This is a genomic window from Micromonospora sp. KC721 (genome assembly GCF_004348355.1).
Taxonomy (GTDB): Bacteria; Actinomycetota; Actinomycetes; order Mycobacteriales; family Micromonosporaceae; genus Micromonospora.
On record NZ_SMJY01000018.1, the window covers coordinates 1 to 19,274 of the forward strand.

At 72.4% G+C, this 19,274-nt stretch carries 21 protein-coding genes; 7 read left to right on the forward strand and 14 right to left on the reverse strand.

The window, feature by feature from the left end; translation table 11 throughout:
- The first annotated feature begins 45 nt into the window (after positions 1-45).
- From E1182_RS05485 to mug, 4 genes are all read left to right on the forward strand, one after another.
- Positions 46-858: a DUF692 domain-containing protein gene (locus E1182_RS05485; RefSeq protein WP_132261567.1), complete on the forward strand. Its 813-nt coding sequence runs from the start codon at positions 46-48 to the stop codon at positions 856-858.
- The gene (locus E1182_RS05490; protein ID WP_371687516.1) at positions 855-1,367 is read left to right on the forward strand and encodes a hypothetical protein; all 513 of its coding nucleotides are present in this window, start codon (positions 855-857) and stop codon (positions 1,365-1,367) included. The genes E1182_RS05485 and E1182_RS05490 overlap by 4 nt, the downstream gene beginning before the upstream one ends.
- Positions 1,368-1,399: 32 nt before the next feature.
- Positions 1,400-2,161 carry an SDR family oxidoreductase gene (locus E1182_RS05495; protein WP_132261568.1) on the forward strand — a complete coding sequence of 254 codons (762 nt, stop codon included), beginning with the start codon at positions 1,400-1,402 and terminating at the stop codon, positions 2,159-2,161.
- Between the two features lie 131 nt (positions 2,162-2,292).
- Entirely contained in the window at positions 2,293-2,880 is a 588-nt protein-coding gene (gene mug, locus E1182_RS05500; RefSeq protein WP_132261605.1) for a G/U mismatch-specific DNA glycosylase, read from the forward strand.
- On the opposite strand, the gene E1182_RS05505 is transcribed toward mug, so the two are convergent.
- The 4 genes from E1182_RS05505 to E1182_RS05520 all read right to left on the reverse strand — a co-directional run bounded on the left by E1182_RS05505 (position 2,877) and on the right by E1182_RS05520 (position 7,843).
- On the reverse strand, positions 2,877-4,859 hold the full coding sequence (locus tag E1182_RS05505) for an ABC transporter ATP-binding protein (RefSeq protein WP_207921281.1): 1,983 nt from the start codon (positions 4,857-4,859) through the stop codon (positions 2,877-2,879). The genes mug and E1182_RS05505 overlap by 4 nt on opposite strands.
- Positions 4,860-4,970: 111 nt before the next feature.
- Positions 4,971-5,738, reverse strand: coding sequence for an enoyl-CoA hydratase/isomerase family protein (locus E1182_RS05510; RefSeq protein ID WP_132261569.1), 768 nt, complete (start codon positions 5,736-5,738; stop codon positions 4,971-4,973).
- Positions 5,739-5,784: 46 nt separating this feature from the next.
- Positions 5,785-6,012, reverse strand: coding sequence for a helix-turn-helix domain-containing protein (locus E1182_RS05515; RefSeq protein WP_007462679.1), 228 nt, complete (start codon positions 6,010-6,012; stop codon positions 5,785-5,787).
- Positions 6,013-6,238: 226 nt separating this feature from the next.
- Positions 6,239-7,843, reverse strand: a complete 1,605-nt coding sequence (locus tag E1182_RS05520; protein ID WP_132261570.1) for an ABC-F family ATP-binding cassette domain-containing protein — start codon at positions 7,841-7,843, stop codon at positions 6,239-6,241.
- A 239-nt stretch (positions 7,844-8,082) separates the two neighbouring features.
- On the opposite strand from E1182_RS05520, the gene E1182_RS05525 reads away from it, so the two are divergent.
- Positions 8,083-8,991 carry a neutral zinc metallopeptidase gene (locus E1182_RS05525; RefSeq protein WP_132261607.1) on the forward strand — a complete coding sequence of 303 codons (909 nt, stop codon included), beginning with the start codon at positions 8,083-8,085 and terminating at the stop codon, positions 8,989-8,991.
- Positions 8,992-9,030: 39 nt separating this feature from the next.
- On the opposite strand, the gene E1182_RS05530 is transcribed toward E1182_RS05525, so the two are convergent.
- Positions 9,031-9,684, reverse strand: a complete 654-nt coding sequence (locus tag E1182_RS05530) for an acVLRF1 family peptidyl-tRNA hydrolase (protein ID WP_132261571.1) — start codon at positions 9,682-9,684, stop codon at positions 9,031-9,033.
- A gap of 60 nt (positions 9,685-9,744) precedes the next feature.
- Positions 9,745-10,350 carry a LysE family transporter gene (locus E1182_RS05535; RefSeq protein ID WP_132261609.1) on the reverse strand — a complete coding sequence of 202 codons (606 nt, stop codon included), beginning with the start codon at positions 10,348-10,350 and terminating at the stop codon, positions 9,745-9,747.
- 352 nt (positions 10,351-10,702) lie between these two features.
- On the opposite strand from E1182_RS05535, the gene E1182_RS05540 reads away from it, so the two are divergent.
- Entirely contained in the window at positions 10,703-11,449 is a 747-nt protein-coding gene (locus E1182_RS05540; protein WP_132261572.1) for a glyoxalase, read from the forward strand.
- 54 nt (positions 11,450-11,503) lie between these two features.
- Here the strand turns inward: E1182_RS05540 and E1182_RS05545 are convergent, their stop codons facing one another.
- The 8 genes from E1182_RS05545 to E1182_RS05580 are packed head-to-tail and all read right to left on the reverse strand — an operon-like array spanning position 11,504 to position 18,209.
- On the reverse strand, positions 11,504-11,941 hold the full coding sequence (locus E1182_RS05545) for a metal-sulfur cluster assembly factor (RefSeq protein WP_132261573.1): 438 nt from the start codon (positions 11,939-11,941) through the stop codon (positions 11,504-11,506).
- Positions 11,938-12,414 (reverse strand): Fe-S cluster assembly sulfur transfer protein SufU, encoded by a 477-nt coding sequence (gene sufU / locus E1182_RS05550; protein ID WP_132261574.1) that lies wholly within the window; start codon positions 12,412-12,414, stop codon positions 11,938-11,940. The genes E1182_RS05545 and sufU overlap by 4 nt, the downstream gene beginning before the upstream one ends.
- A 1-nt stretch (position 12,415) precedes the next feature.
- Positions 12,416-13,720 carry a cysteine desulfurase gene (locus tag E1182_RS05555; protein WP_132261575.1) on the reverse strand — a complete coding sequence of 435 codons (1,305 nt, stop codon included), beginning with the start codon at positions 13,718-13,720 and terminating at the stop codon, positions 12,416-12,418.
- A 7-nt stretch (positions 13,721-13,727) separates the two neighbouring features.
- The gene (sufC, locus tag E1182_RS05560) at positions 13,728-14,501 is read right to left on the reverse strand and encodes a Fe-S cluster assembly ATPase SufC (RefSeq protein ID WP_132261576.1); all 774 of its coding nucleotides are present in this window, start codon (positions 14,499-14,501) and stop codon (positions 13,728-13,730) included.
- On the reverse strand, positions 14,501-14,827 hold the full coding sequence (locus E1182_RS05565) for a non-heme iron oxygenase ferredoxin subunit (RefSeq protein WP_132261577.1): 327 nt from the start codon (positions 14,825-14,827) through the stop codon (positions 14,501-14,503). The genes sufC and E1182_RS05565 overlap by 1 nt, the downstream gene beginning before the upstream one ends.
- The gene (sufD, locus tag E1182_RS05570) at positions 14,827-15,969 is read right to left on the reverse strand and encodes a Fe-S cluster assembly protein SufD (RefSeq protein WP_132261578.1); all 1,143 of its coding nucleotides are present in this window, start codon (positions 15,967-15,969) and stop codon (positions 14,827-14,829) included. The genes E1182_RS05565 and sufD overlap by 1 nt, the downstream gene beginning before the upstream one ends.
- A 60-nt stretch (positions 15,970-16,029) precedes the next feature.
- Positions 16,030-17,460 (reverse strand): Fe-S cluster assembly protein SufB, encoded by a 1,431-nt coding sequence (gene sufB / locus E1182_RS05575; protein ID WP_132261579.1) that lies wholly within the window; start codon positions 17,458-17,460, stop codon positions 16,030-16,032.
- Positions 17,457-18,209 carry a metalloregulator ArsR/SmtB family transcription factor gene (locus E1182_RS05580; RefSeq protein ID WP_132261580.1) on the reverse strand — a complete coding sequence of 251 codons (753 nt, stop codon included), beginning with the start codon at positions 18,207-18,209 and terminating at the stop codon, positions 17,457-17,459. The genes sufB and E1182_RS05580 overlap by 4 nt, the downstream gene beginning before the upstream one ends.
- Before the next feature lie 98 nt (positions 18,210-18,307).
- Here E1182_RS05580 and E1182_RS05585 point away from each other — a divergent pair, with 98 nt between their 5' ends.
- Positions 18,308-19,270: a heme A synthase gene (locus E1182_RS05585; protein WP_132261581.1), complete on the forward strand. Its 963-nt coding sequence runs from the start codon at positions 18,308-18,310 to the stop codon at positions 19,268-19,270.
- Positions 19,271-19,274: the final 4 nt, after the last annotated feature.

Consider the following 19,274-nt stretch of genomic DNA (forward strand, 5'->3'; position numbering starts at 1 on the left):
CTCCTGCGGCGGTGGCGGTGGCTGCGGCGGCGGCGGGTGCGGCGGATGACCGGCCCGGTCGGGGTCGGCATCGGCTGGCGACCGGAGATCGCCGGTTTCGTCGCCGAGCTGCCGGGGTTGCGGTTCGTCGAGGTGGTGGCCGAGGCGGTACACGACAGGGCCCCGGTCGGTCTCGCCGAGCTGCGGGAACGCGGCGTCGCCGTCGTACCGCACGGGGTGCGGCTCTCCCTCGGCGGCGCGGAGCCGGTCGAGCCGGCCCGGGTCGCCCACCTGGCGCGGGCGGCGGATCTGGTCGGGGCACCGCTGGTCAGCGAACACATCGCGTTCGTCCGGGCCGGCGGTCTGGAGGCCGGGCACCTGCTGCCGGTGCCCCGCAGCCGGGAGGCGGTGGCCGCGGTGGTGGCGAACGTCCGGCGCACGCAGGCGGAGCTGCCGGTGCCACTCGCGCTGGAACCGGTCGCCGCGCTCTTCGACTGGCCGGACGACGAACTGGACGAGGCGGACTTCCTCACCGAGATCCTCGACGCCACCGGGGCGATGCTGTTGCTCGACCTGGCCAACCTGCATGCCAACGCCCGTAACCGGGGTGGCGACCCCGCTGCCCTGCTGGACCGGCTACCGCTGGACCGGGTCGCCTACGTCCACGTGGCCGGCGGTGCCGAGCAGGGTGGCTACTACCACGACACGCACGCCGACCCGGTGCCGCCGGAGGTGCTCGATCTGGTCGAGGCGCTCTGCGCCCGGCACCGTCCGCCGGCGGTGCTGCTGGAGCGCGACGGCCACTACCCGCCGGCGCACGAACTGTGTGCGGAGCTGGACGCGTTGGCCGCCGCCTCCGGGTACCCGGTGGTCACGTGAGCCGCCGCGGCACCCAGGCCGGGCCGCCGGCCGCACGACCGGGCGGCGAACGGCCGCGACAGCCGGCCGGTGACCTCGCCGCGCGGCAGGCCGCGCTGGTGGCGGCCCTGGTCGCCGGGGGCACCCCGCCGCCCGGCTTCGCCGCCGGCCCGCTGGCGGCGGCCCGGCTCGCCCTGCTGCGCAAGCGGGCCGGCGAGGTCGCCCGCCGCTGGCCCCGCCTCGCCGCCGGACTCGGCGACGCCTGGTGGGACACCTTCCGGCGGTGGGCCGACGGGCGACCCGGCAGCGGCCCCCTGCGCGACGGCTGGGATCTGGCCCGCACCCTGCGCGACCGCGGCACGCTGCCCGCCCCCGGCGCCGAGGAGCTGGCCGAGCGCGAGGCGGCCGACCGCTACGACGGTCGCACCGCGCCGCGACCGCGCCGGCTGCCGGCCGTCGCCCGCGCCGGCGGCGCCGTCGCGGTGCAGGTCGCCGGTCGGGTACGCCTGCTGCGCGCCGCCCAGCGCTGAGCAGGCGCGGCCGGTACGGCAGGATCGACCTCATGGATCTGGGACTCACCGACCGGGTGTACGTGCTGACCGGTGCCTCCCGCGGGTTGGGCTTCGCCACCGCCGAGTGTCTCGTCGCCGACGGCGCCCGGGTGGTCGTCTCCGCGCGGGCACCCGAGCGGGTGGCCGAGGCGGTCGACCGGCTGGGCGGAGCGGCGCGCGCCATCGGGATCACCGCCGACCTCGCCGACCCGGCCACCCCGCAGCGGCTGGTCGCCGCCGCCCGGGAACACTTCGGCCGGTTGGACGGCGCGCTGGTCTCGGTCGGCGGACCGCCGCCCGGCACCGCCGCCCAGGTCGACGACACGCAGTGGCGGCAGGCCTTCGAGACGGTCTTCCTGGGCAGTGTCCGCACCGCCCGCACCGTGGCCGCCGCGCTGACCGGCGGTGGCGCGATCGGGCTGGTGTTGTCCACCTCGGCCCGCAGTCCGGTGCCCGGCCTCGGCATCTCCAACGGCCTGCGGCCCGGCCTGGCGGGGGTGGCCAAGGACATGGCCGACGAGTACGGCCCCCGGGGCGTACGGGTGCTCGGGTTGTTGCCCGGGCGCATCATGACCGACCGCAACCGGGAACTCTTCGCCGCCACAGGCGACGCGGCGGCGGCCCGGGTCGAGGCGGAGGCCGGCATCCCGCTGCGCCGGATCGGTGATCCGGTCGAGTTCGGCCGGGTGGCCGCGTTCCTGCTCTCCCCCGCCGCCGGGTACGTGACCGGGGTGACCGTGCCGGTCGACGGCGGCGCCCTGCGCGGGCTGTGACCCCACCACGGCGTCCATCCGGCCCCACCGGTCCCCGGCGGGGCCGCACGGACGCGCCGTCGGACTCCCGGCCGAGGGGCCGCCGCCAGGACCCGAGGACGCCCGGAGGCGTCGCCGACCCGACGTCGCGGATCGGCCCGCCCGCCGCGGCCGTCGACCACCCCGGGTCCGGTGCCCGACCGACTGCGGAGGAGTTGGCCGCCGCGGCGGACCAGACCATCCCGGACGTCATCACGTCCGGCCTGGACGTGCTCTTCGTCGGCATCAACCCGGGTCTCTGGTCGGCGGCGACCGGCTGGCACTTCGCCCGCCCCGGCAACCGCTTCTGGCCGGCGCTGCATCGGGGCGGCTTCACCCCGCGCCGGTTGCACCCCAGCGAGCAGAGCCTGCTGCCCGGCCTCGGCCTGGGGATCACCAACATGGTGGCCCGGGCCAGTGCCCGGGCCGACGAGTTGACCGCGGAGGAGCTGATCGCCGGCGGGGCGATCCTCACCGACAAGGTCGCCCGGTACCGGCCGGCCTGGGTGGCGGTGGTCGGGGTGACCGCCTACCGGATCGGTTTCGCCCGGCCTCGGGCCGGGTTCGGTCCACAGCCGGAGCTGCTGGCCGGCGCCCGGCTCTGGGTGCTGCCCAACCCGAGCGGGCTGAACGCCCACTTCACCCCGGAGACGCTCGGCGTCGCCTTCGGCGAGCTGCGCGCCGCCGTCGCCGGCGGCTAGTTGGCGGCGGCGGGTGGCAGCGGCTCCCGGGCGACGTAGGTGCCCATCGGCACGGTGGTGACCACCGGGTCCGGCACCTCGCCCTCGGCGTACGGCCGCGGGGAGTCGGTGACCGCGAACTGGGTGCGGTACAGCTCGGCGTAGAGGCCGCCGACGGCGACCAGTTCGTCGTGCCGGCCGCGCTCGACGATCCGCCCGTCGTCGAGGACGAGGATCTGGTCGGCGTCCCGGACCGTGGAGAGCCGGTGCGCGATGACCAGCGCCGTCCGCCCGGTCAGCGCCACCGACAGCGCGCGCTGCACGGCCGCTTCGCTCTCCGAGTCCAGGTGGGCGGTGGCCTCGTCGAGGATCACGATCGACGGGGCTTTGAGCAGCAGCCGGGCGATGGCGATGCGCTGTTTCTCGCCGCCGGAGAAGCGGTAACCGCGCTCGCCGACCATGGTGTCCAGCCCGTCGGGCAGGGTTCGGACCAGGTCGGCGACCTGCGCGCCCGCGAGGGCCGCCCAGATCTCGTCGTCGGCGGCGTCCGGCTTGGCGTACCGCAGGTTCTCCCGGATGGTCTCGTGGAAGAGGTGGCTGTCCTGGGTGACGACACCGATCTCGTCGCGCAGCGAGGCGAGGGTGGCGTCGCGTACGTCGACACCGCCGACCAGCACCGCCCCGTCGGTGACGTCGTAGATCCGGGAGATCAGCATCGACAGGGTCGACTTGCCGGCGCCGGAGGGGCCGACCAGGGCCACCATCTGGCCCGGTTCGACGGTGAACGAGACGCCCTTGAGCACCGGCTCGTTGACGGTGCGGTCGAGGGTGGCCACCTCCTCCAGCGAGGCGAGCGACACCTCGGCGGCGGCCGGGTAGCGGAATCGGACCTCACGGAACTCCACCCGGCCGTCGCCCCGGGGCACCGGCACCGCGTCCGGCTTCTCCTCGATGCCCGGACGCAGGTCGAGGACCTCGAAGACCCGGTCGAAGGAGACCAGCGCGCTCATCACGTCCACCCGGACGTTGGACAGCGCGGTCAGCGGACCGTACAGGCGGGTGAGCAGCAGCGCGAGGGTGACCACCGTGCCGGCGCTGACCGCGCCGGTGACCGCCAACCAGCCGCCCAGGCCGTAGGTCAGCGCCTGGGCCAGCGAGGCGACCAGCAGCATCGCCACGAAGAACGTCCGCGAGTACATCGCGGACTGGATGCCGATGTCCCGGACCCGTTCGGCGCGGCGGGCGAAACGCCGGGCCTCCTCCTCCGGCGAGCCGAAGAGCTTGACCAGCAACGCTCCGGCCACCCCGAACCGTTCGGTCATGGTCGCGTTCATCTTGGCGTCGAGGTTGTACGACTCCCGGGTGATCTCGGCCAGCCGTCGCCCGACCCGGCGGGCCGGGAGGATGAAGATCGGCAGCAGCACCAGCGACAGGGTGGTGATCTGCCAGGAGAGGGTGAACATCACCGCGGCGGTGAGGACCAGCTGGATGACGTTGCTGACCACTCCGGACAGCGTCGAGGTGAAGGCCCGCTGGGCACCCATCACGTCGTTGTTGAGGCGGCTGACCAGGGCGCCGGTCTGGGTGCGGCTGAAGAACTGCAACGGCATCCGCTGCACGTGGTCGTAGACCCGGGTGCGCAGATCGAGGATGATGCCCTCGCCGATACGCGCCGAGTACCACCGCTGGGCCAGGGAGAACAGCGCGTCGGCGATCGCCAGGGCGGCGATGACCAGCGCCAGGCGGACGACCGCGTCACCGGCGTCCGGCCCGCCCCGGGTGATGGTGTTGATGACGTCACCGGCGAGCACCGGCGTGGCCACCCCGATGATCGCGGCGATCACCACGGTGACCAGGAAGACGGCGATGTCCCGCCGGTAGGGGCGGGCGAACGCGACGATCCGGCGGGCGGTGCCGCGCTGCAGCCGGTGTGCGTCGACCTCGTCGCGGCTGCGCATCGACCGGAGCATGCCCCAATTGGCCATGCCCCCGCCGGACATCGGGTTGGACATCGTCACCTCCGGTCCTGCACGTGCCGCACCGTCGGGTCCGATTCTCCCGACGACTACGACAACTTCGGCAGTAACCCGGATCTTCCCGAGCGGTCCTTACTATTCTCCCCTGCCGGCGAGATCACGCAGACGGCGGGTCTGCGCCTCCCGCTCCGCGCGCTGCTGCTCGGCGTGGGTCCGCGACGCCGCGCCGGCGAGCAGCGCCTTGATCTCCACCACTGCGTCCCGGTTGCCCGCCAGCAGCCCGGCGGTGAGGTCCCGGACGGCGCCGTCCAGCTCGGCGGGGGGCACGACGATGCTGGCCAGGCCCAGGCGGTCCGCCTCGGTGGCGTCCAACCGCCGGCCGGTCGCACAGATCTCCAGCGCCCGGGAGTATCCGACCAGCTCGACGAGGCGCTTGGTGCCGGCCAGGTCGGGGACCAGGCCGAGGGTCACCTCGGCCATCGACAGCCTGGCGTCCTCGGCGAGCACCCGCAGGTCACAGGCGAGAGCCAGCTGGAAACCGGCACCGATGGCATGCCCCTGCACGGCCGCCACCGAGATCACGTCGGGGCGGTGCAGCCAGGTGAAGCCCGCCTGGAACTCGGCGATGAGGTCCGCGCACTCCTGCTCGGGCAGGCGGGACAGCTCGGCGAAGGACCCGGGTCCGGTGGCGCCGGCCACGGACAGGTCGAGGCCGGCGGAGAACGCCCGTCCCTCGCCGCGCACGACGACGACACGCACGTCGCCGGGCAGATCCCGGGAGAAGTCGCGCATGGCGCGCCACATCGCCGGAGTCTGTGCGTTGAGCACGTCGGGCCGGCACAACGTGACCGTCGCGACCGGCCCGTCGCAGTCGAGTCGTACCCCGGTCGTCTCTGCGGTCACCGGACCGCCCGGAGCGCGACGCTGATGGACGACACTGCGGGGCGGGTCACGCCTTCTTGCGGCGCCGGGCGCCGCCACGCTGGCGCAGCTGCACCCCGGACTCGGTGAGCACCCGGTGGATGAACCCGTAGGATCGTCCGGTCGAGGCCGCGAGAGCACGGATGCTCTCGCCCGAGGTGTACCGCTTTACCAGGTCCTTGGCGAGCGTCTGACGCTCGGCTCCGACGATCCGGCGACCCTTCTCAGTGCTGGTGGCTGTGCCAGTGGCTGCCATGCTGATTCCTCACGTCCCAGACTGTGCGGTTCGGATACGGTCCCACCTATTAGACCGCCTCGAACGATCATGCGCCAGATATCAACTCTTCGCCAACCGACACGCTATGCAATGTCAGCTTCCCGATAGAGTGACCCTCCCCTCCCTCTGGAGCATGAGGTTGGCGGCCGTGCTCGTCTCCGACAGTGCCGCCAACTGCGTGGTCAGCGGGGCTCTGAGATGGGGGTCAGGCCAGTTCGACGAGTTCCAGGAGGTCGTCGCTCCAGGCGTCCTCGTCGCCGTCGGGCAGGAGGATCGCCCGGTCGGGCTTGAGGGCCAGCACCGCGCCCGGGTCGTGCGTCACCAGCACGATCGCGCCCGGGTACCGGGCGATCGCGTCCAGCACCTGCTCCCGGCTGACCGGGTCGAGGTTGTTGGTCGGCTCGTCCAGCAGCAGCACGTTCGCCCCCGAGCAGACCAGGGTCGCCAGGGCCAGCCGGGTTTTCTCGCCGCCGGAGAGCACCCCGGCGCGCTTGTCCACGTCCTCGCCGGAGAAGAGGAACGCGCCGAGGATCCGGCGCAGGTCCGTGTCGGTCTGCTCCGGCGCGGCGCTGCGCATGTGCTCCAGGATCGTCCGCTCCACGTCCAGCGTCTCGTGCTCCTGGGCGTAGTAGCCCAGCCGCAGCCCGTGCCCCGGGTTCACCGAGCCGGTGTCCGGCTGCAGCAGTCCACCGAGCATCCGCAGCAGGGTGGTCTTGCCGGCGCCGTTGAGACCGAGGATCGCCACCCGGGAACCCCGGTCCACCGCGACGTTCACGTCCGTGAAGATCTCCAACGAGCCGTACGACTTCGACAGGCCGGTCGCGGTGAGCGGAGTCTTGCCGCACGGCGCCGGGGTCGGGAAACGCACCTTGGCCACCTTGTCGGCCACCCGGACCTCGTCCAGGCCGGAGAGCAGCCTCTCGGCCCGGCGGGCCATGTTCTGCGCGGCCACGGTCTTGGTGGCCTTGGCCCGCATCTTGTCGGCCTGCGCCATCAGCGCGCCGGCCTTCTTCTCGGCGTTGGCGCGCTCCCGGCGCCGACGCCGCTCGTCGACCTCCCGCGCCTCCAGGTACGCCTTCCAGCCCAGGTTGTAGACGTCGACCACCGAGCGGGTGGCGTCCAGGAACCAGACCTTGTTGACCACCGACTCCAGCAGCGAGGCGTCGTGGGAGATCACGATCAGCCCGCCCTTGTGGTTGGCGAGGAAGCCGCGCAGCCAGGTGATCGAGTCGGCGTCCAGGTGGTTGGTCGGCTCGTCGAGCAGCAGGATGCCGCCGCCGTTCTCACCCGCGTCGCGGAACAGGATCCGGGCCAGCTCGATCCGGCGCCGTTGACCGCCGGACAGGGTGCCGATCGTCTGCGCCAGGGCCCGGTCGGGCAGCCCGAGGTTGGCGCAGATCCGGGCCGCCTCGGCCTCGGCGGCGTACCCGCCGAGGGCGGCGAACTGGTCCTCCAGCGCGCCGTAGCGGCGGACCAGCTTCTCGTCGGCGTCCTCGGCGAGCCGGGCCTCCAGCTCCTTCATCTGGGCCATCAGCACGTCCAGCCCCCGGGCGGAGAGCACCCGGTCCCGCCCGGTGACGTCCAGGTCGCCGGTACGCGGATCCTGCGGCAGGTAGCCGATCGCGCTGCGCCGGTCGATCTGGCCGGCGTACGGCTGCCCCTCGCCGGCCAGCACCTTCAGCGTGGTGGTCTTGCCGGCGCCGTTGCGGCCGACCAGGCCGATCCGGTCACCCGGCTGCACCCGCAGGGTGGTGTCGGACAGCAGGATCCGGGAGCCGGCGCGCAGCTCCAGGCCGGTGGCATTGATCATTTCCGGTACTCGCTCTCGGGGTCTGGAAGGGCTGACTCAGGGCACGCGAAACGGCCGGCGGGCCCGATGGACCGTCGGCGCGGGGCGGTTCAGCCTTCGCAGAGCAGCACGGGGGCAATTGTACCGGGCGACCCGAGCGGCGCCGCCCGGATTACCGATCAAGATCATCGGGTATCGAGACGACCTCCGGACCCGGTCCGGTGCCGCAGCGACGTGACGAATCGGTGATCGGGGTCAACATGGAGCTGAACGAGAACGCGCGGATCGACACCAGTCAGGTGGACGACCGGCGGGGATCCGGCGGTGGCGGCGGGATGGGCATCCCCATCCCGATCGGCGGGGGACGCGGAGGGATCGTCGGGATCGTCATCGCCGTGCTGGTCGCGCTGGTCGGCGGCGGCTTCGGGCTGAACGCGGCCATGGACGGCGCAGAGCAGGGCGACAACACCGCCCTGGAACAGAAGTGCGCCGCCGACGACGCCCTCCAGCAGCTCGACTGCCGCAACAACCTCTACGTCAACTCGATCCAGGCGTACTGGCGTACGGCGCTGCCGGAGGCGTTCGGCGAGCAGTACCGGCCGGCGAGGACGGTCTTCTTCGACCAGCGCGTCACCACCGCCTGCGGCGCCGCCGACTCCGGCGTCGGCCCGTTCTACTGCCCCGCCGACCGCCAGGTCTACATCGACCTCGCCTTCTACCGGGTGCTGGCCGACCAGCTCGGCGCGGCCGGCGAGTTCGCCCAGCCGTACGTGCTGGCCCACGAGTACGGCCACCACGTGCAGACCCTGCTCGGCACCGAGGCGCAGGTGCGCCGCCAGCAGCAGCGCGACCCGGGCAACGCGAACGCCCTGTCGGTGCAGATGGAGTTGCAGGCGGACTGCTACGCCGGGGCCTGGGCGAAGAACGCCACCGGCACCGCCGACGCGACCGGCGAACCGCTCTTCACGAGCATCACCGAGCAGGACATCAGCCAGGCCGTCGACGCCGCCGAGAAGATCGGCGACGACGCCATCTCGGAGCGGGCGAACCGCCCGGTGAACCCGGAGGAGTTCACCCACGGCTCGTCCGCCCAGCGTAAGGAGTGGTTCACCCGGGGGTACTCCACCGGCGACCCGAAGTCCTGCGACACCTTCGGCGTCGGCCGCTGACCGACGACCCCGACACCCACCGGCCGGCGCCGGGACGGCTCAGGACACATCCGGGTCACGGACCCGGATGTGCACCGCTCGGGCGGCGGCGACCGCCCCGACCAGCACGGCGTGGCGGGGCTCGGGCACATCCAGCAGCCGCTCGGCGCGCAGCGCCGCCAGTGGCGCGAGTCGCCGGTCGGCGAGCACGGTGTCCACCGCCCGCCGGTCGCCGCCGCAGACCAGCGTGGTCAGCGTCGACGCCTCCGGCAGCAGCAGCCGCACGGCCAACTCGACCGCGTCGCCGAGCGCCGCCCTGGCCTGATTGTCCCGTCGTCGGGCGAAACGCTGCTGGGACCAGCCACCCGCCGCCGTCCGCCCCTGCACGTACCGGGTGTCCACCTTGGAGACGGCCAACTCCTCCCCCACCGCGACGCCGACCGCGACCGCGCCCTTGCGGGCGAGCAGCAGGCCGATCCGGCGGGGCGCGGCGGCCGCCCCCACGAAGCCGGTCAGGTCCGGCACACGCGGCGCGCCCGGTGGGGTGTGCAGCTCGGCCGTGGCACCGTCCGGGGCGGTGAGCAGCAGGCCGTACCCCAGGGCGGTGGTGGTGGGCGGGCCGTGCCGGTCGGCGAAGCCCGCCACCCAGCGGGCGACGCGGGCCGGGGCCACCTCGACCCACCGGCCGCCACCGACTGCGGCTCTGATCCTCACCTCCCGAACCTACGCCACCCGACCGCGTCCGCAAGGAGCGATCTGGTGCGAGACCGACGCTCAGGCCGGCAGCAGGGTGGCCACGGCGAGGGCGGCGATCAACGCGCTGGAGAGCAGGGCGGTGACCAGGCGACCGCGCGGGCCCGCCAGCACCCGGCCGACCAGGGAACCCCCACCGGCGACCAGTAGTTGCCAGCTCGCCGAGGCGAGGAACGCCCCGAGCACGAACGCCGACGCGGCCGGCAGGTCCGGGTCGGTGGAGTCCCGGCGGCCGAGGACGAGCGCCGCGAAGTAGACCACGGTGGCCGGGTTCAGCAGGGTCAGCGCGAGCACTCCGGCGAAGGCTCGGGACGGGCTGTCCAAGCCGCGGCGAGGGGTGGCGGCCGGCGTCGGACCGACCGCTGGACGCAGCGCGTACCAGGCGGTGCGGACGGCCAGGCCGAACAGCACCGCAGCGGCGACCACCCGCAGCGGGCCGGCGATCGGGGTGATCAGGGAGGCGAGGGCGGCTCCGCCGAGCGCCGCGGCCGCCGCGTACAGACCGTCGGCAGTGGCGACCCCGAGCGCGGCGGCGGCACCCACCCGGAACGAGGTCCGCGCGGCCAACCCCATGACGAGCACGGCGATGGCGCCGACCGGGATCGCGACCCCGTACCCCGCGATCATGCCGGCCAGGAAGGCCGCCGTCACGACGGCGGGCGACGGGTCGCGACCGACGCCGAGGTGGTCCGCTGTCGGCGGGCGGTGGTGGCCGCACGAACAGGGACCCGCATCCGGTACGCCTCGATCACCACGCCATTCTGGCCCGGCACCGGGCCGTCCCGCCTCTGGGTTTTGCTCCCTCCGGGCAGCGGCGAATCCGCCCGGACGCGGGCGCAGATCAGGTGTGGCAGTTCCGGAGAACCCTCGCACCCGCCAAGCAGAGGCCCGGAAAGCTGTCGCGTTCCGCGTGGACCCCGGGCCACCGCCCGCGGACACAATGGCCGAACCGATCGACCGCTAGCCAGAAGGGGCGCTGATGACCGTGGACCGTGTCCAGCCCAACGAGACCACCGTGCCAGTGCTGCACTGCGTGTCGGTGGAGGAGACCCTGGAGTTCTGGCAGGCCCTCGGCTTCGCGGTGACCTGGCGGCAGACGAGGCCGTACCTGTACCTGGCGTTCGGGTGGAGCGGGTTCGAGCTGCACTACGGTGGCGCACCGAGCGGCGTGGACCCGTCGGCCGAGAAGACCGGCGGCTGTCTCGTGATGGTCGACGCGGTCGCCCCGTACCATGCGACGTTCAGCGAGGCGATGCGCCGCGCCTACGGCCGGGTGCTCGCCAGGGACCGACCCCGGATCACCCGCTACCGCCCCGGCGCCTCGCGGTTCACCGTGGTCGACCCGTCGGGGAACTGGGTCACCTTCATCCAGCGGGACGAGCCGACCGGGCTGGAGTACGGCGGTTCGAAGCAGCTATCAGGACTGGCCCGGGTGCTCGACAACGCCCGGATTCTGCGAGATTTCAAACACGACGACCGGGCCGCGTTCCGGGCGCTCAACTCCGGCCTGCGCCGGCACGGTGAGGCCGCGCCGGCCGTGGAGCAGGCGCTGGCACTGGCCGCGTTGATCGAGCTGTCGGTGGCGCTGGAGGAACCCGAGCGGGTGCCCGAGTGGGGGACCCGGCTGCGGGCGCTGCCGCTGACCGCGCCGGAGCGGGAGCGGGTCATGCGCTGGGTCGCCGACCCGGCCGTGCTCGTCCCCTGGCTGCCCGAAGCGGAGTCGTAGACGTGTCGAGCGCGGGTACCCGGAACAGGGTGCCCGCGCTCGACGCAGCGATGCTCAGACGTTGAAGCCGAGCGAGCGCAGCTGGTCACGCCCCTCGTCGGTGATCTTGTCGGGGCCCCACGGCGGCAGCCAGACCCAGTTGATCCGGATGTCGTCGACCAGTCCGCCGCCGGGCCCGGTGGTCAGCGCCTGCCGGGCCTGGTCCTCGATCACGTCGGTCAGCGGGCAGGCCGCCGAGGTGAGCGTCATGTCCAGCGTCGCGACGTTCTGGTCGTCGACGTGCACGCCGTACACCAGGCCGAGGTCGACCACGTTGATGCCCAGCTCGGGGTCGACGACGTCCTTCATCGCCTCCTCGATGTCGGCGACAGCCGCCTTGCCGCCGGAGGCGGCGCCGTCGGCCGCCGAGGCGGTCGGGCCGCCGGCCGGCAGCGCGCCGTCGGTCGCCACGGCACCGGTCTCTGGCGTGCCGGTGGTCTCCTCAGAACTCATGCCTTCACCTCCGTCGGGCTCGCGCCCACGCCGGCGCGTGCCGCGGCGTCCTTGAACGCCATCCACGGCAGCAGCGCGCACTTGACCCGGGCCGGGTAGCGCGCGACACCCGCGAACGCCACCCCGTCACCGAGCACGTCCTCGTCCGGCGTGACCTGCCCACGGCCGGACATCAACTCCACGAACGCCTGGTGCACCACGAACGCCTCACCCGCGCCCCGGCCGGTGAGCAGCTCGTGCAGCACGCTCGCCGACGCCTGGCTGATCGAGCAGCCCATCCCGTCGTACGAGATGTCGGCGAGCCGGTCGCCGTCGGCGGCCACCCGGACGGTGATCTCGTCACCGCAGGTCGGGTTGACGTGGTGCGCCTCGGCCACCCGGGCCGCCGGGTCCTCGGTGTCGCGCAGGCCACGGCCGTGCGGGTGCTTGTAGTGGTCCAGGATGATCTCCTGGTAGAGCTGGTCGAGCTGCATGTCAGTCGAACACCTTCCGCACCTGCTCGAGCCCCGCCACCAGGGCGTCGATCTCCTCAGTGGTGGTGTACAGGTAGAACGAGGCGCGGGTCATCGCCGGCACCCCGAACCGGGTGCACACCGGCTTCGCGCAGTGGTGCCCCACCCGCACCTGCACGCCGAGCGAGTCGAGGACCTGCCCCACGTCGTGCGGATGCACGTCGCCGAGGGCGAACGAGATCGTCCCGCCCCGGCCGACCGGCACGGTCGGACCGAAGATCCGCAGCTTGGGCACGGTGGCGAGGGCATCCAGCGCGTACGCCGTCAGCTCCTTCTCGTGCCACTGGATCGCGCGCATCCCGATGCCGGTGAGGTAGTCCACCGCCGCGCCGAGCGCGACCGCCTCGGCGATCGGCGGGGTGCCCGCCTCGAACCGGGCCGGCGGCGCGGCGAACGTGGACCGCGCCATCGACACCGTCTCGATCATCGAGCCGCCACCGAGCACCGGAGGCATCGCGGCGAGCAGCTCGCCCCGGCCCCACAGCACGCCGATGCCGGTCGGCCCGCACATCTTGTGCCCGGTGAAGACGACGAAGTCGGCGTCGAGGTCGACCACGTCCACCGGCATGTGCGGCACCGACTGCGAGCAGTCCAGCAGCAGCAGCGCGCCGACCCGACGGACCCGCTCGGTGATCCGCGCGGTGGCGTTGACGGTGCCGAGGATGTTGGAGGTGTGCACCAGCGAGACGATCTTCGTCCGCTCGGTGACCAGTTCCTCCAGCCCCGACTCGTCCAGCCGCCCGGCGTCGGTGACCGGGAACCAGCGCAGGGTCGCGCCGGTCCGCTCCGCGAGGAGCTGCCACGGGACGATGTTCGAGTGGTGCTCCATCTCGGAGATGACGATCTCGTCACCCGGGCCGAGCCGGAACCGGGGGTCGGCGTCGGGCCGCAGCGAGGCGTTGGAGAACGCGTACGCCACGATGTTGATCGCCTCGGTGGAGTTCTTGGTGAACACCACCTCGTCCACGCTCGGCGCGTTGACGAACGCGGCGATCTTCGCCCGGGCGCCCTCGTACGCCTCGGTCGCCTCGGTGCCCAGGGTGTGCACCGAGCGCGACACGTTGGCGTTGTGCGTCGCGTAGTGCTCGGCGAGCACGTCGAGCACCTGCCGAGGCTTGTGCGAGGTGTTGGCGCTGTCGAGGTAGACCAGCGGGTGCCCGTTGACCTCCCGGTCCAGGATCGGGAAGTCGGCCCGCACCCGCGCCACGTCGAAGCGGGGCGCGTCGTCGTACTGCGGCATGCCCGCCGGGATCGCGATGGAGGTCATGTCTGCCTCAGGCCCGCGCCGAGCCGGCCCCGGCGACGTAGCGCTCGTAGCCCTCTTCCTCGAGCTTGTCGGCCAGCTCCGGGCCGCCCTGCTCGACGATCCGGCCGGCGACGAAGACGTGCACGAAGTCCGGCTTGATGTAACGCAGGATCCGGGTGTAGTGGGTGATCAGCAGCAGGCCGGTGTCGCCGGTGTCGCGGACCCGGTTGACGCCCTCGCTGACCACGCGCAGCGCGTCCACGTCCAGCCCGGAGTCGGTCTCGTCGAGGATGGCCATCTTCGGCTTGAGCAGCTCCAGCTGCACGATCTCGTGCCGCTTCTTCTCACCACCGGAGAAGCCCTCGTTGACGTTGCGCTGGGCGAACGCCGGGTCCATCTGCAGGCGCTGCATCGCGCCGCGCAGCTCGCCGCCCCAGGTGCGCAGCTTCGGCGCCTCGCCGTCGATGGCGGTCTTGGCGGTACGCAGGAAGTTCGCCACCGAGACGCCGGGAACCTCGACCGGGTACTGCATGGCCAGGAAGAGACCGGCGCGGGCCCGCTCGTCGACGGACATCTCCAGCACGTCGACGCCGTCGAGGGTCACCGAACCGCCGGTGATCTCGTACTTGGGGTGGCCGGCGATCGAGTACGCCAGGGTCGACTTCCCGGAGCCGTTCGGGCCCATGATCGCGTGGGTCTCCCCCGAGCGCACGGTCAGGTCGACGCCGTGCAGGATCGGCTTGAGCTCACCCTCGGGCAGCTTCACCGACACCTGCAGGTCGCGGATCTCCAGGGTGCTCATTATCGGGTCACTCCATTGCTCGGCGTCAGGTCGACGTAGATGTCACCGTCGCGGATCTCGACGGGGTAGACGGGTACGGGTTCGGTGGCGGGCAGTCCGGTCGGCTCGCCGGTCCGTAGGTCGAAACGGGATCCGTGCAGCCAGCATTCCAGCGTGCAGTCCTCGACCTCGCCTTCGGAGAGGGCGACCGCGGCGTGCGAGCACTCGTCGTGCACGGCGTAGAACCGGTCGTCCTCGCCGTGCACCACGGCGATCGTGGTGCCGTCCACGTCGGCGCTGATCACGCTGCCCTTCGGCACGTCCTCGCTCGCACAGATCCTGATCATCACGCGCCGACCTTCGTGAGCCGGGCCTCGATCGCGTCGCCGAGCCGCTCGCGCAGCTCCCCGACCGGGATCTTGTTGATCAGCTCGGCGAAGAAGCCCCGGACCACCAGGCGACGGGCCTCGGCCTCCGGGATACCCCGGGCCATCAGGTAGAACAGCTGCTCGTCGTCGAAGCGACCGGTGGCGCTGGCGTGCCCGGCACCGGCGATCTCGCCGGTCTCGATCTCCAGGTTCGGTACGGAGTCCGCCCGCGCCCCGTCGGACAGCAGCAGGTTCCGGTTGATCTCGTAGGTGTCCGTACCGGTCGCCTCGGCCCGGATGAGCACGTCGCCCACCCAGACCGTCCGGGCGTCGTCGCCCTGCAACGCGCCCCGGTAGCCGACGTAGCTGCGGCAGTCCGGCACGTTGTGGTCGACCAGCTGCCGGTGCTCCAGGTGCTGTCCGGAGTCGGCGAAGTAGAGGCCGTACAACTCGGCCTCGCCACCCCGGCCGGTGTACTCCACGGAGGTGAACTGTCGGACCAGGTCCCCGCCGAGGGTGACCTGCACGTGGGTGGCCTTGGCGTCCCGGCCCAGCCTGATCTTCAGGTGCTGCGCCTGCACGGTGTCGTCGGCCCAGTCGGCGACGGTGACCAGGGTCAGCTTCGCCCCGTCGGCCACCGACACCTCGACGTTGTCGGCCAGCGTGGCCGAGCCGACGTGCTCCAGCACCAGGGTCACCTCGGCGAAGCGCCCCACCTCGACGTAGGTGTGCCCGAAGGCGACCGCGTCCGCGCCCTCGCCGACCACCCGCAGGCCCACCGGCGTGTCCACCACCGTGTCGGCGGCCACCGACACCAGCAACGGCTCGACGACCCCGCCGTACGCCAGCGCGCTGACCCGGTCGAACGGGGTGAGCACGCCGCCCATCCGCGGGTCGTCCCGGCCGATCCGCTCGACGGTGACGCCCTGGGGCAGGTCGCCGTACTCGTGGCGGACCCCGGCGGGCGCGGCCGGAGCCACGCCCACCAGGCCACGCAGGCGCTTGAGCGGGGTGAAACGCCACTCCTCCTCCAGGCCGGTGAGGGCCGGGAAGTCGGCGACGTCGTACGAGCGGAGCGCCTGCGACTTGGTCTCGGGCGGCGCGGAAGCCTGGGTAGTCATCTCTTCCTTGGTCTGTTCCGGGACGGCGGTGTCATTGAGCGGAGGGAGGGTCGGGCGGCGTCAGCCGACCGCGCCCTCCATCTGCAGCTCGATCAGGCGGTTGAGTTCCAGGGCGTACTCCATCGGGAGTTCCTTGGCGATCGGCTCGATGAAGCCGCGCACGATCATCGCCATCGCCTCGTCCTCGCTCAGGCCCCGGCTCATCAGGTAGAAGAGCTGGTCCTCGCTGACCTTGGAGACGGTCGCCTCGTGCCCCATCGACACGTCGTCCTCGCGGATGTCGACGTACGGGTAGGTGTCCGAGCGGGAGATGGTGTCGACCAGCAGCGCGTCGCACTTGACCGTGCTCCGGCTGTGGTGCGAGCCCTCCAGCACCTGCACCAGACCCCGGTACGAGGTGCGGCCACCGCCCCGGGCGATCGACTTGGAGACGATGGTGCTGCTGGTGTGCGGCGCGGCGTGCACCATCTTGGCGCCGGCGTCCTGGTGCTGGCCCTCGCCGGCCATGGCCACCGAGAGCACCTCGCCCTTGGCGTGCTCGCCGGTCATGTAGACCGCCGGGTACTTCATGGTGACCTTGGAGCCGATGTTGCCGTCGATCCACTCCATGGTGGCGCCCTCGTGGCACACGGCGCGCTTGGTGACCAGGTTGTAGACGTTGTTCGACCAGTTCTGGATGGTCGTGTACCGGCAACGGGCGTTCTTCTTGACGATGATCTCCACCACGGCGCTGTGCAGCGAGTCCGAGGAGTAGATGGGAGCGGTGCAGCCCTCGACGTAGTGCACGTACGCGCCCTCGTCGACGATGATCAGCGTCCGCTCGAACTGGCCCATGTTCTCGGTGTTGATCCGGAAGTAGGCCTGCAGCGGGATCTCCACCTGCACGCCCTTCGGCACGTAGATGAACGACCCGCCGGACCAGACCGAGGTGTTCAGCGCGGCGAACTTGTTGTCACCGACCGGGATCACCGTGCCGAAGTACTCCTTGAACAGGTCCTCGTGCTCCTTGAGGGCGGTGTCGGTGTCGAGGAAGACGACCCCCTGCTCCTCCAGGTCCTCACGGATCTTGTGGTAGACCACCTCGGACTCGTACTGGGCCGCCACACCGGCGATCAGCCGCTGCTTCTCCGCCTCCGGGATGCCCAGCCTGTCGTAGGTGTTCTTGATGTCCTCCGGCAGGTCCTCCCAGCTGGTGGCCTGCTTCTCGGTGGACCGCACGAAGTACTTGATGTTGTCGAAGTCGATCCCGGTGAGGTCGGCGCCCCACGCCGGCATCGGCTTGCGACCGAACAGGCGCAGGCCCTTCAGGCGCAGGTCGAGCATCCAGGCCGGCTCGTTCTTCTTGGCCGAGATGTCCCGCACCACCGCCTCGCTGAGGCCGCGCTGGGCGACCGCCCCGGCGGCGTCGGGGTCGGCCCAGCCGTACTCGTAGCGACCGAGGGCGGCGAGCTGCTCTTCCTGGGTCAGGGGCTGGACGATCTGCTCGGTCATCTATCTGTCCTCACAGTGGTGACGGTGTTACCGGACTGAACGCGCGGCTGGGCCGGAATGTGCGTGGTGCACACCCCGTCGCCGTGGGCGATGGTGGCCAGGCGCTGCACGTGGGTGCCGACCAGTCGGGAGATGACCCCGGTCTCGGCCTCGCACAGCTGGGGAAACTCGGCGGCCACGTGCGCCACCGGGCAGTGGTGCTGGCAAAGCTGGCCGCCGGAGGCGATCGTGGACGCGCTGGCAGCGTAACCCTCGGCGGTGAGCGCGGTGGCGAGTGCCTCCGCCCGCGCGAGCGGGTCGTCCCCGGCGTCCTCCATGGCGGCCCGGCAGCGCGCCTCCAGCGCCGCGACCTGCTCGGCGGCGAACGCCGCCACCGCCGTGGAACCGCCGTTGCGGGCGATCCAGCGCAGCGCCCCGGTGGCCAGGTTGTCGTAGTGGTGCGTGCCGCACCGGCCCCGGGCGGCGTCGGTCAGCAGGAACACCTTGGCCGGGCGGCCCCGCCCGCGGCTGCCCCGGACGACCTGTTCCCGGGCGATCACGTCACCGTCGGCGAGCATGGCGTCCAGGTGCCGACGGATCGCGGCCGGGCTCAGCCCGAGCGCCGAGCCGAGCTGGGCGGCGGTGGTCGCCCCCCGCTCCAGCAGCAGCTGGGTGACCCGGTCACGGGTGGGCAGATCGGCGGACGGCGGCACACCGGTGACCGTTCCGGTCACCGGCGGGTGCCCGGAGAGCGCCGCCGCGTTTTTCACAACGGCAACGTTACGTAATTCGCTCCGGGCCTGCAAACCGGACCCCCGGTGATCCCCGACACCGCGATGGCGGAGTCACCCGATCGGCGTCCACTACGATGCGTAGGATTCGAGGCGTGAAGGCTCCCGTCCGGTTCCCGGTCTCCGACACCCTGCTGAGTCGCCTCGCGTACGCCTCGATCGTGGCGAACGTGGCCATCGTCGTGACCGGCGGGGCGGTCCGGCTCACCGACTCGGGCCTGGGCTGCCCGACCTGGCCGCGGTGCACCGACGAGTCGTACACCGCCACCCCCGAGATGGGCGTGCACGGGGTGATCGAGTTCGGCAACCGGTTGCTCGCCTTCGCCGTCGGGGCCATCGCGCTCGCCGTGGTGCTGGCGGTGCTGGCGCACCGACCGCGCCGGCGCCGGCTGCTGCCGTTGGCGGTGGCCGTGCTGCTCGGCATCCCCGCGCAGGCGGTCATCGGCGGGATCACCGTGCTGACCAACCTCAACCCGTGGGTGGTCGGGCTGCACTTCCTCGCCTCCATGGTGGTGATCGCCGCCGCGTACGCGCTGTGGCGGCGCACCACCGACCCGGACGGGCCGGTGGTGCCCGTGGTGCCCGGCCCGCTGCGCACCCTGGCCGGGCTCACCACGGCGGTCAGCGCCTCGGTGTTGGTGGTGGGCACCTGGGTGACCGGTAGCGGCCCGCACGCCGGCGACCACGGGGCCGCCCGCAACGGGTTGGACCCGGAGCAGATCTCCCAGGTGCACGCCGATGCCGTGTTCCTGCTGATCGGCCTCTCCGTGGCGCTGGTGTTCGCCTTCCGGGCGGTCGGCGCCGCCGGGGCGGCCCGGGCGGCCCTCGTGCTGGTCGGTGTCGAACTGGGCCAGGGTGTGATCGGCTTCGTGCAGTACCTCACCGACCTGCCGGCGCTCCTGGTGGGCGCGCACATGCTCGGCTCCTGCCTGGTGTTGCTGGCCACCCTGTCGGTGCTCTGGTCGACCCGGGAACGCCGCCCGGTCGAGCCCGCCCCGCAGCCCGCGCCGACCGCCGGTCGCGTCCCCGCCGCCGTCTGAGCGG

Coding starts and splice junctions, on each gene's coding strand:
- E1182_RS05520 (WP_132261570.1), bottom strand. CDS start 7,843: ATGATCAATGCCACCGGCCTGGAGCTGCGCGCCGGCTCCCGGATCCTG.
- E1182_RS05555 (WP_132261575.1), bottom strand. CDS start 13,720: ATGACCTCCATCGCGATCCCGGCGGGCATGCCGCAGTACGACGACGCG.
- E1182_RS05545 (WP_132261573.1), bottom strand. CDS start 11,941: ATGAGTTCTGAGGAGACCACCGGCACGCCAGAGACCGGTGCCGTGGCG.
- E1182_RS05495 (WP_132261568.1), top strand. CDS start 1,400: ATGGATCTGGGACTCACCGACCGGGTGTACGTGCTGACCGGTGCCTCC.
- E1182_RS05515 (WP_007462679.1), bottom strand. CDS start 6,012: ATGGCAGCCACTGGCACAGCCACCAGCACTGAGAAGGGTCGCCGGATC.
- sufD (WP_132261578.1), bottom strand. CDS start 15,969: ATGACTACCCAGGCTTCCGCGCCGCCCGAGACCAAGTCGCAGGCGCTC.
- E1182_RS05585 (WP_132261581.1), top strand. CDS start 18,308: ATGCGTAGGATTCGAGGCGTGAAGGCTCCCGTCCGGTTCCCGGTCTCC.
- sufC (WP_132261576.1), bottom strand. CDS start 14,501: ATGAGCACCCTGGAGATCCGCGACCTGCAGGTGTCGGTGAAGCTGCCC.
- sufB (WP_132261579.1), bottom strand. CDS start 17,460: ATGACCGAGCAGATCGTCCAGCCCCTGACCCAGGAAGAGCAGCTCGCC.
- E1182_RS05540 (WP_132261572.1), top strand. CDS start 10,703: ATGACCGTGGACCGTGTCCAGCCCAACGAGACCACCGTGCCAGTGCTG.
- E1182_RS05485 (WP_132261567.1), top strand. CDS start 46: ATGACCGGCCCGGTCGGGGTCGGCATCGGCTGGCGACCGGAGATCGCC.
- E1182_RS05505 (WP_207921281.1), bottom strand. CDS start 4,859: ATGTCCGGCGGGGGCATGGCCAATTGGGGCATGCTCCGGTCGATGCGC.
- E1182_RS05565 (WP_132261577.1), bottom strand. CDS start 14,827: ATGATCAGGATCTGTGCGAGCGAGGACGTGCCGAAGGGCAGCGTGATC.
- E1182_RS05535 (WP_132261609.1), bottom strand. CDS start 10,350: ATGATCGCGGGGTACGGGGTCGCGATCCCGGTCGGCGCCATCGCCGTG.
- sufU (WP_132261574.1), bottom strand. CDS start 12,414: ATGCAGCTCGACCAGCTCTACCAGGAGATCATCCTGGACCACTACAAG.
- E1182_RS05525 (WP_132261607.1), top strand. CDS start 8,083: ATGGAGCTGAACGAGAACGCGCGGATCGACACCAGTCAGGTGGACGAC.